The organism is Lacticaseibacillus pantheris DSM 15945 = JCM 12539 = NBRC 106106 (assembly GCF_001591865.1).
GTDB lineage: Bacteria > Bacillota > Bacilli > Lactobacillales > Lactobacillaceae > Lacticaseibacillus > Lacticaseibacillus pantheris.
On record NZ_BCVS01000090.1, the window covers coordinates 1 to 9,965 of the forward strand.

The following is a 9,965-nucleotide window of genomic DNA, read 5'->3' on the forward strand; positions in this document are numbered from 1 at the left end:
AGAATCGCACCGGAAACTCGCGCACTTTGCGAGTTGGAGGTTTCGCCCTAGCAGTGGATTACCATGGAGCGCCCCACAAAGCCGAAGCTCACCGGCCTGACCTACGCTGCCGCCGGCCAACACCCGCAAAAAAGTTGTTGACAGTGACTGACGACGGGGGTAGACTCAGTAACAATTAAATAATTCTGTTTCGATAAAACCGTTGAGGTGGAGATCAAACCAGTTGTGCACGTACAGAGAGTCACGGTGATGAGAATGTGACCGAACGCAGGCTGGCAAATGGACCACCGAGGGTTCCCTCAAAGTTGCTGCGGCAACGAGTACCGGGAAACGTGTGGGCATACGTCAGTTGCCGGGAGAGTGTTGGCTCTTCGCTAAGAGTGACCGTAAGGTACTGGACGCGTTGGGCCCGTAGTGGATTCTATTCACTGCGGGCTTTATCGTTGGCCGTTTGTCATCGGCAAATGTTCCACCAGTACCGTGGTCAAATTAAGGTGGCACCGCGGAAAATCCGTCCTTATTCTACGTCGTTATTGACGTGGAATAAGGACGGATTTTTTTGTACATCAGGAGGATCAATCATGTTGACTAACTACACCAACTTAAACGCCATCGCCGTACGTCAGAACGACATCGACGCTACATCCGTGCTCACCCAGACCGGTGACCTGCTGACCGCGGGCGGCTTTGCCGATAACCGTTACACGACGGCCATCCTCGATAGTTTCCGCAGCCACGGCGCCTACTTTGTCATTGCTCCCGGCATTGCCTTACCGCACGCCCGACCAGAACAGGGAGCGCGCCGCACCGGTATCAGTATCCTCACCCTCACACGGCCCGTTGATTTCGGCAACGCCGCTAACGGTCCCGCTAATCTATTGATTGGCCTGGCCGCCACCAGTAGCGACGACCACATCGAACTGCTCCAAGAACTAGTGGTCAAGTTGAGTGAGCGATGGCGGTACACCGCCATTGTTGAAGCTACTACCAAAGCCGCCGTTTTACACCTATTAGAATAGCGTATCCCTAAACAAGGGATTGACGCCGAAAGGACCTTACTTATGCAAATTCTGACCGTTTGTGGTGCCGGTGTCGGCACCAGCCTCATGGAAAAAATGTTCGCAGAACAAATCCTATCCGCCGCCGGCATCAACGCCACGGTTGATAACGCCGATATCACCTCCGCCACCCCGGACGATTACGATATCGTCCTGACCACCTCGACTTTTGCCGACATGTTGCCCGCATCCAGCGCGACCATCATTGTCCAGGACAACATCATGGACCGAAACGCTTTGCAAACTAAACTGTTGGCCGCCGTGGCCACCGTCGAGGACTAGCCCATGGGTGTCTTACTGTACTTCATCAATAACGTGCTCAGCCAGCCAATCTTCATTCTCGGACTAGTTGTCGTCATCGGCATGTTGGCCCAACACCAACCCGGCAGCAAAATCCTGCCCAGCACCCTCAAAGCAGTCATTGGTTTCACGATGATCAACGTCGGCGGCCAGACGCTGGGGACGGCCCTCCTGCCGCTCCAACAACTAATCGCCCATATCTTTCACATGCACACCCCCGCCAGCAGCAACATCGGCGCAACGCAGGTGGCCAGCCTGACTGATATCGGTACCGACATGGCCCTAATCTTCGCCTGCGGGTTCATCATCAACCTGTTGCTCTCGCGGTTCACCCCGCTCAAGTTCGTCCACCTCTCCCCGCACGTATCGTTCTTCTTTGCCGGCCTCATCGCCGCACTCCTGAAGTTTGGTACCGACCTCAACTTCCCGGTCCGCGTCGTTGTTGGTTCCGTGCTGCTGGGACTGTACATGACCCTCTCATGTGCGTACGTGAACCTGCTCATCAAGCCCGTCCGTGGCGCTGACGGGTTCACACTCGCCCATTCAAGCTCATCCGGACTGCTAGTAGCCTCGCTGCTGGGTAAGTTCTTTGGCAATAAGGAGCATGACCTGGAGGACCTCAAGTTGCCCGGTAAGCTCAACTTTCTCCGGGACATGACCGTGGCGTTAACGCTGGTTATGATGCTGCTGTTCCTCATTCTCGGACTGATTGCGGGCCCCGGTTTCACCATGAGCAAAGTCGCGGCGGGTAAAGACGTCGTGGTCTTCGCTATCACCAAGGGTATCGAGTTCGGCATGTGGATCACCGTTATTCTTGCCGGTGTCCGGATGATGCTAGCGGAAATCATCCCCGCCTTTCACGGCATCGCCCAGCGACTTATCCCTAACGCTAAACCCGGGCTCGACATCCCACTACTCTTTCCGCAATACCCGACCAGCGTCATCGTCGGGTTCCTCATGAGCCTGACGACCGGCATCATCGGGATGCTAATCCTTGCCGCAGCGCATTACCCGATCATCGTCTTTCCCGCATTGATTCCCACCTTCTTCACCGGGGCCGCCACCGCCATCTTTGGCGACGCCCACGGTGGCCGCCGCGGCGCAATTCTCGGTTCGGGCGCGAATGGCTTCATCCTAATTTTCGGTCAGGCGTTGCTACTGCCCATGGTTGGTACCTATGCGCCCATCATGCGGATTCTTTCAGAAACCGACTACTGTGTTTACGGGCCGCTACTCGGAGGCCTACTCAAAATCATGCACCTCAACTAATACCGGTACGCACAACGTAACCGGCGCATAACAAAGGAGAAATAATATGACTACATCATACACACCCACAGACTCAATGGCTTCCGGTCGCTACCTGGAATACGGCGGCCAGTACCTACCAGAAATCTTGTTGCCCGAAATCAAGCGCGTCGAGGCGGCATACAACCGCTACAAGGACGACCCCGACTTCCTGAACGAATTCCACACCCTACTACGTGAATACGCTAGTCGGCCTTCGCTACTCTATTACGCTAAGAACATGACGGAGGACCTCGGCGGTGCCAAAATCTACCTCAAGCGCGAGGACCTCAACCACACCGGGGCACACAAAATTAACAACGTCATCGGTCAAGCGCTGATTGCCAAGCGTATGGGCAAAACCCGGCTGATTGCAGAAACCGGCGCCGGCCAGCACGGTGTCGCCACCGCCACCATCGCGGCCCTGTTCGGTATGGAATGCGAGATCTTCATGGGCAAAGTCGACACCGACCGTCAGCGGCTGAACGTCTACCGGATGGAGCTGCTGGGTGCCAAGGTTAACGCCGTCACCAGCGGGTCAATGGTCCTCAAGGACGCCGTCAACGCGGCTTTGCAAAACTACGCCGCCCGGAGCGAGGACACGTTCTACGTCATCGGCTCCGCGGTCGGCCCGCACCCGTTCCCCGCGATGGTGCACGATTTCCAAAGCGTCATCAGTAAGGAGTCCAAAGAACAGTTGCAGACCGTTGAGGGGCGCCTCCCCGACTACGTGGTGGCGTGCCTCGGCGGCGGCAGCAACGCCATCGGCAGCTTTGCCGACTACATTCAGGATCCTAGCGTCCACCTGATCGGTTGTGAGGCGGCCGGCAAAGGCGTGGACACACCGCAAACCGCCGCGACGATGAAGCTGGGCTCGACCGGGATCTTCCACGGAATGAAGTCCCGCTTCCTGCAGAACCAAGACGGCCAGATTGACGCTGTCTACTCCATTTCGGCGGGACTGGACTACCCCGGCATTGGACCGGAACACGTGGCGCTCATGGACTCCGGACGCGCGGAATACGTCGCCATCACCGACGATGAGGCCGTGAACGCCTTTGAGTACATTGCCAAGCAGGAGGGCATCGTGGCCGCCATCGAGAGTTGCCACGCCATCGCTGAGGTGCAGAAGCTCGCCCCCACTTTAAGTAAAGACCAAATCATCATCTGCACGGTTTCAGGCCGCGGGGACAAGGACGTGGCCTCAATTGCCAAGTACCGTGGCATTGAGCTCAACGAAGATTAGCACGGGAGGTAACACTATGATTACAGAAGCCATTCAACGGGTCGCAAACCACCAGAACCTCGACTTTGACCAAGCCGAAACCGTCATTAACGAAATTATGGACGGCCAAACCAGCAACGTGCAAATTGCCGCACTCCTGACCGGCTTGGCCATGAAAGGTGAGACCGTGTCCGAAATCGCGGGGGCCGCAAACGCAATGCGGGCCCACGCCCTGCCGTTCGACGCGGGCAGTAACGTCCTTGAAATTGTCGGCACCGGTGGCGACCACGCCAACACCTTCAATATTTCTACCACCACCAGCATCGTGGTGGCCGCCGCCGGTACGCCAGTCGCCAAGCACGGCAACCGCGCCGCGTCTTCCCGCAGCGGGGCAGCGGACGTTTTGGAAGCACTCGGAGTCAACATTAACGCTGACCCCACCGTCAGCGCGGAGACCCTGCGCAGCATCGGCATCTGCTTCCTCTTTGCCCAGGAGTACCACCAGGCCATGCGCTTTGTTGGTCCCGTGCGCAAGGAGCTCGGTATCCGGACGATTTTTAACGTCCTCGGCCCCCTGGCCAACCCCGCACACGCAACGTCGCAACTGCTAGGCGTCTACGATGAGCAACTACTGGAACCCCTCGCGCACGTGTTGGCCGAACTCGGCGTTGAGAACGCGCTGGTAGTGCACGGCGCGGACGGCCTGGACGAGGTGACTACGACCGCCGCAACGGACATCGTGACGGTGCGCCACGGCCAGTTTGAACGCAGCACCATCACCCCTGAGCAGTTTGGCTTGCCGCGGGCGCACCGCGATGACCTCGTTGGCGGCACCCCGGCCGAGAACGCCGCCATCACCCGCGCAATCCTGCGGGGGACGCCGGGGGCAAAGTTGGACACGGTGCTGCTCAACGCGGCGTGTGCCCTCCATGCGGCCCACGCCGACCTCAGCATCGCCGATGGTTTAGCGTTGGCGCATACCACCATTAATAGTGGTGCGGCAGCCGCCAAACTCGACGAACTTATTGACCACACCCAGCGGGCGGTGAGCGCATGATTCTGGATGAGCTGGTGGCGGCCACCCAGCAACGTCTAGCTCATAACCAGGCCCGCGTACCGGCCGCAACGATGCACGCGCAGGCCCTGGCCGCACCCACAACGGATCCCGCTGACGTCTACCAGGCGTTACGGCAACCACCGTTGTCAATCATTGCTGAGGTGAAGGCGGCATCCCCGTCAAAGGGCACCATCGCCGCAGACTTTGACCCCGTCGCCACGGCCCAGGAATACGCAGCTGGTGGCGTGAACGCCATATCGGTGCTGACTGAGCCCACCTACTTTCACGGCGACATCAACTACCTCCGTACTATCCGCCAGGCAGTGACGGTACCGCTACTGCGGAAGGATTTCATCATTGACGATTACATGATTGATGAGGCCAAAGTCGCTGGGGCCAACCTGATTCTGCTGATTGTCGCCATTCTCGACGACCACCAGCTGCGCGACTACATTCACAAAGCCGCGGCGTTGGGGCTGGCCGTGCTGGTCGAAGCGCATGATCCGCACGAAATCCAACGGGCTCTTCAAGCCGGGGCGGACATCATCGGCGTCAACAACCGTGACCTACGCGACTTTACCGTGGACCTACACCGTAGTGTGGCGTTGCGCCCGTTAGTACCCCGTAACATCATCTTTGTATCCGAAAGCGGCATTCGTGGTCCGCAGGATGTGGACCAGCTACGGACTGCCGGCGTTGACGCCATCCTGGTGGGTGAAACCCTCATGCGGTCGCCCAACAAGGCCGCCACTATTAACGCACTGCGTGGAGGTGAGCACGATGACAACTAAGGTCAAGATTTGCGGGCTCACCATCCCCGCAGACGTCCAAATTGTGAACGACGAGCACCCCGATTACGCCGGCTTCGTCTTTGCGCCCGGCCGGCACCACGTCAACATCGGCCAGGCCAGCAAGCTTCGCGCACTGTTAGATCCTAGCATCGTGAGCGTGGGCGTCTTTGTGGACGCACCGCTCGACACCATGCTCAGCGCTGTTGATGCCGGTGCGATTAGCATCGTCCAGCTGCACGGTCACGAACCCGAGGCCGTGGTGGAGTTATTGCAAAGTCGTGGTATCCCGGTCATCCGCGTATTTCAGGGGCAGCAAGCCGCGCTCCCACCCACCGCGGCGGACTACGTCATGCTCGACGCAGGTGCTGGTAGCGGCCGCACCCTCGACTGGCGGCGGTTAACCACCGCGCCGGACCCGCTCTTTTTAGCCGGCGGGTTGACGCCCACCAACGTGGCAACGGCGATTAAGGCCGTCGCCCCGTTCGCGGTGGACGTATCCAGCGGCGTCGAGGTTAGGGGACACAAAGACGCGGCGCTCGTGCGCGACTTTGTCCGTAATACCCGCGCCGCAATGACGCAGGCCAGTTAACATTGATAACGTACAGAAAGGTTGATTAATATGAGTCATTTAACTGCAGCATTTAACCACGGCAAGGCGTTTATTCCCTTCATCGTGGCCGGCGATCCCGACGCCGACAGCACCGTCAATAACATCGTCGCGATGGCCAACGCCGGCGCGGACATCATTGAGTTGGGTATCCCCTTCTCAGACCCCGTAGCGGACGGTCCCGTAATCCAGGCCGGTGACCTCCGCGCTTTTGCGGGTGGTATTAGCGTCGACGAGGTCTTCGCAATTGTCGCGGCCGCCCGTCAGCAAACGGACACGCCGATTGTGTTCCTCACTTACGCGAATATCCCGTTCAAGTATGGTTACGAGCGTTTCTGCGCCCGCTGTGCGGAACTGAACGTTGGCGGCCTGGTCATCCCCGACCTGCCGTACGAAGAACAGGGCGAGATTCGGCCCGCCGCGGAGCAGTACGGGATTGACATCATTATGTTGATTACGCTCACCTCTGGCGACCGCGTGGCCCGCCTGGCCGAAGCAGCGTCCGGCTTCATCTACGTAGTCAGTTCGGAAGGTATTACCGGCGAGCGCGACGAATTCGACCAGCGGCTCAGCAGCCTCTTTGCGGAAATCCGCCAACACACCGACGTGCCGGCCGCGTTAGGGTTTGGTATCCACACTCCCGAACAAGCGGCGGACCTATCCCGCTTTGTTGACGGTATCATTGTTGGCTCCGCTATCGTTGACATCGCCGCGCAACACGGGACGGCGGCGGCCACTGCGATTGGTGACTACACCAAGACCATGAAGGCGGCGATTGCCTAGTCATCAGGCCACGCAAAAGAGAGTGGGCCACAATGCAGCTCCCGAGCACTAACGTAATAATGCCGATATTCCCGAACTTAGGAATATCGGCATTATTGTGTTAAGCACAGGGAGCTGCATTGTGGTCCACGTTTGTAGGCCGGCGTCGATGTGCGTCGGTTTATCGAAGCCGCTAACTATGACCGGACCTCTTTGCGTGGTGCCAGTACGTTAACGGGCCAAAACTTCGGCGCGGAACGCATCCATATCAAAGGTCTTGCCGAATTCGGCGAGGTGCACCAAGTTGCGGAGGAAGTTATGGGTGGACGCTTCAAAGCCGTGTGCGTGCCCCACTTCATAAATGTAACCGTTGATGTAGTCAACCTCGGTTGGCCGGTTCTTCGACATGTCTTGGTACATGGATGGGTAGTGTAGCGGGTTCGCGTCCCGACTAACGTGAACGACACTCTCCCACTCCTCTTCACGCGTGTTGAGCAACTGGATACCGGCCGCTTCACAGGCAGTGTACGCTTCGTCAATCAGTTGCTTGGACAATTTTTCCGCCACGGGTGACGCGATAAATTCACCCATCGTAATTTCGAACATCGTGCAAAGGGTGTTGACCACGGAATTGAACGTGACTTTGGCCATCAACGTGCCGACAAAATTGTCGGTCAGGTTTGGATTCAGATGTGCCGCCTGAAAATCAGCGACCACCTGGTGGGTAAAGTCGTCAGCCACCTCCGTCTGGGGACAAATATTCATGGTCCCGGTATTCGGCCGACCAATGAAGTCAACGTCGCCCGCACCATTGAGGACGGTCGCAATCAACGCGGTTCCACCCAACACGTGTTCCTTGGGGAAGTACTGATTAATCTTTTCAATGTGGCCCATCCCGTTCATACAGGAAATTGCGTACTGGTGCGGCTTAAAGAAGTGAGCACACTGTTCCAGCATCTTTTGGAGCCCCATCTGCTTACAGAAGATGATGTAGGCGTCCGGGTCGCCGGTGTACTCCTCCGGGCGGTAAATATTAATAGGCACCAGGTGCTTTTCCTCGCCGTCACGAGAAACGTAGACGCCACCCTGTGAGTGGATGGTGTCTACCTCTGGATCCCAGTTATCGACAAAGTCGACCTTCATGCCCGCTACCTCTTGCAGTAACACGCCGTAACGTAATCCCATTGCACCCGCACCAAGAACTGTATAATGCATATCCTTTACCCCCTACACGCTCTCACAAGAGCGTCCACTGACATAATTTTATGTAACAAACAAAACGCCGTTGGGGATATTATGAGACTTTAATTAAATTAAATCAAGCGTTTTTGCCATTGTAAAGTTGTCATGCCACGTATTTTTTAATTAAAAGGCAATCAAAAGCCCAGATCCACACGCTACTTGCGGTGGCATCCAGGCCTCAGTCTAGGTATCAATTATTTTGGCGTTCGCTGTGAACAACCGGCCGGTCATTCGCTGGCGGTATATGCCTGCTGCTTGACGATGTCCCGTTTGAGCATGAATGGTGCGATCATCGTGACGATGATTATCGCTAAAATAATGGCGGAGTAGAAGTCCTCGCGGAGCAAACCGGCCGCAAAGCCAATCTGGGCGGTGATTAGCCCCATCTCGCCCCGGGAAATCATCCCCGAACCAATAACGTTGGCGCTCAACCACTGGAAGCCGCTAATGCGCGCACCCAGGCCGCAACCCCACAGTTTGGTGAGGACCCCCAGGACGCTCAAAACCAGAATGAACAGCCAATCCCGCCCGATACCATCAAACCGCACGTTCAGACCCACGCTGACGAAAAATAGCGGGATGAAGGTGGCATACCCTAGCGGTTCAATATCGGATAGGGCTTCAGCTTTGTAGTCGGTCTGCGCAACGGCAATCCCGGCAAAAAATGCGCCCACAGCTCCACTCAGGCCAACCTCTTCGGCCAGCCACGCGGTCCCCAAGCAGATAACCATCGCCATAATGGTCGAGCTGCTGGTCATCATGAGGCGGTCGCTAAAGTGCAACAGGAACGGCGTCACCCACCTAATCAGGACGTACACAAAGGCAAAGAAGGCCACTTGACCTGCCAGTACGATTACCAGGTTACTTTGGTGCCCGCCGGTACTCATGCCCTCGCCGCCGAGAATGGCAATCATGACGCTCAACAAGATCACGCCGATGATGTCATCAGCAACCGCCGCGCCAAGAATTGTGGCCCCTTCGCGGGTATCCAGGTAATGGAATTCCTTGAGTACGGCCACCGAAATGGACACGGACGTCGCGGAAAAGATGACGCCGATAAATGCGGCTTCGGTCCAACTGACGCCGAAGAAACGGCTAGCCAGGCCGATAAGCGCAACCGGCATGATGACGCCGGCGCACGCCACGATCAGGGCGGGACGCAGGTACCGCTTGAGTAGGTCGATATCGCTTTCCATCCCGCCGAGAAACATCAGGATAACTACGCCGATATCCGCAAAGGTGGTGAGGTTGGTGCTGGCGTGCACCCAACCCAGCATTGCGGGGCCGAGCAGCACACCTACCAGTATCTGCGGCACAACGGCGGGCAGACCCGCGCGCTGGCCGAGGTGGCCGGCGAGTAGCGTGGTGATTAAAAGTAACGTCAATGTGCCGATAAAATGCATCGTTTACCTCCCCAATCGTTAAACATAATTATGTACGGAACCTCGCGGACTTGGTGCACCGCGCTAATTGAATTGCCACTAGCTTATCATATCCTCGCGTTCGTGCACAAAGATGGCTGGCCTGTGCTGGCAAAGTGGCGGTGGGGTTGCGGCTTGCGTGTCCTACGACGTGATTGCTACAGTAGTGGTAGCCGGCAGCGTTGGTCGGGTTGGCGAGTTCCGGCTTTCGTGGG

The 9,965-nt window shown here is 57.3% G+C and carries 10 protein-coding genes; 8 read left to right on the plus strand and 2 right to left on the minus strand.

Annotated elements, in window-relative coordinates; all coding sequences use genetic code 11:
- Positions 1-581 precede the first annotated feature (581 nt).
- From LPA02S_RS09005 to trpA, 8 genes are read left to right on the plus strand one after another with little or no spacing between them, the layout of a single operon-like run.
- Positions 582-1,019, plus strand: a complete 438-nt coding sequence (locus LPA02S_RS09005; RefSeq protein ID WP_054650060.1) for a PTS sugar transporter subunit IIA — start codon at positions 582-584, stop codon at positions 1,017-1,019.
- Positions 1,020-1,061: 42 nt separating this feature from the next.
- Positions 1,062-1,340, plus strand: coding sequence for a PTS sugar transporter subunit IIB (locus LPA02S_RS09010; RefSeq protein WP_054650058.1), 279 nt, complete (start codon positions 1,062-1,064; stop codon positions 1,338-1,340).
- Positions 1,341-1,343: 3 nt separating this feature from the next.
- Positions 1,344-2,627, plus strand: coding sequence for a PTS ascorbate transporter subunit IIC (gene ulaA, locus LPA02S_RS09015; protein WP_056957091.1), 1,284 nt, complete (start codon positions 1,344-1,346; stop codon positions 2,625-2,627).
- Positions 2,628-2,673: 46 nt separating this feature from the next.
- Complete coding sequence (gene trpB / locus LPA02S_RS09020) at positions 2,674-3,891, plus strand: tryptophan synthase subunit beta (protein ID WP_054650056.1); 1,218 nt, start codon at positions 2,674-2,676, stop codon at positions 3,889-3,891.
- Positions 3,892-3,907: 16 nt separating this feature from the next.
- Positions 3,908-4,927: an anthranilate phosphoribosyltransferase gene (trpD, locus tag LPA02S_RS09025; RefSeq protein ID WP_056957092.1), complete on the plus strand. Its 1,020-nt coding sequence runs from the start codon at positions 3,908-3,910 to the stop codon at positions 4,925-4,927.
- Entirely contained in the window at positions 4,924-5,718 is a 795-nt protein-coding gene (gene trpC / locus LPA02S_RS09030; RefSeq protein ID WP_056957093.1) for an indole-3-glycerol phosphate synthase TrpC, read from the plus strand. Before trpD ends, trpC begins: the two co-directional genes overlap by 4 nt.
- Positions 5,708-6,307: a phosphoribosylanthranilate isomerase gene (locus tag LPA02S_RS09035; protein ID WP_054650053.1), complete on the plus strand. Its 600-nt coding sequence runs from the start codon at positions 5,708-5,710 to the stop codon at positions 6,305-6,307. Before trpC ends, LPA02S_RS09035 begins: the two co-directional genes overlap by 11 nt.
- A gap of 30 nt (positions 6,308-6,337) precedes the next feature.
- Positions 6,338-7,108, plus strand: coding sequence for a tryptophan synthase subunit alpha (gene trpA / locus LPA02S_RS09040; RefSeq protein WP_056957094.1), 771 nt, complete (start codon positions 6,338-6,340; stop codon positions 7,106-7,108).
- A gap of 210 nt (positions 7,109-7,318) precedes the next feature.
- Here trpA and LPA02S_RS09045 read toward each other — a convergent pair whose 3' ends face one another.
- Both LPA02S_RS09045 and LPA02S_RS09050 read right to left on the minus strand, forming a co-directional pair.
- Positions 7,319-8,302 (minus strand): ketopantoate reductase family protein, encoded by a 984-nt coding sequence (locus tag LPA02S_RS09045; RefSeq protein WP_056957095.1) that lies wholly within the window; start codon positions 8,300-8,302, stop codon positions 7,319-7,321.
- Between the two features lie 254 nt (positions 8,303-8,556).
- The gene (locus LPA02S_RS09050) at positions 8,557-9,732 is read right to left on the minus strand and encodes a cation:proton antiporter (RefSeq protein ID WP_056957096.1); all 1,176 of its coding nucleotides are present in this window, start codon (positions 9,730-9,732) and stop codon (positions 8,557-8,559) included.
- Between the last annotated feature and the right edge of the window lie 233 nt (positions 9,733-9,965).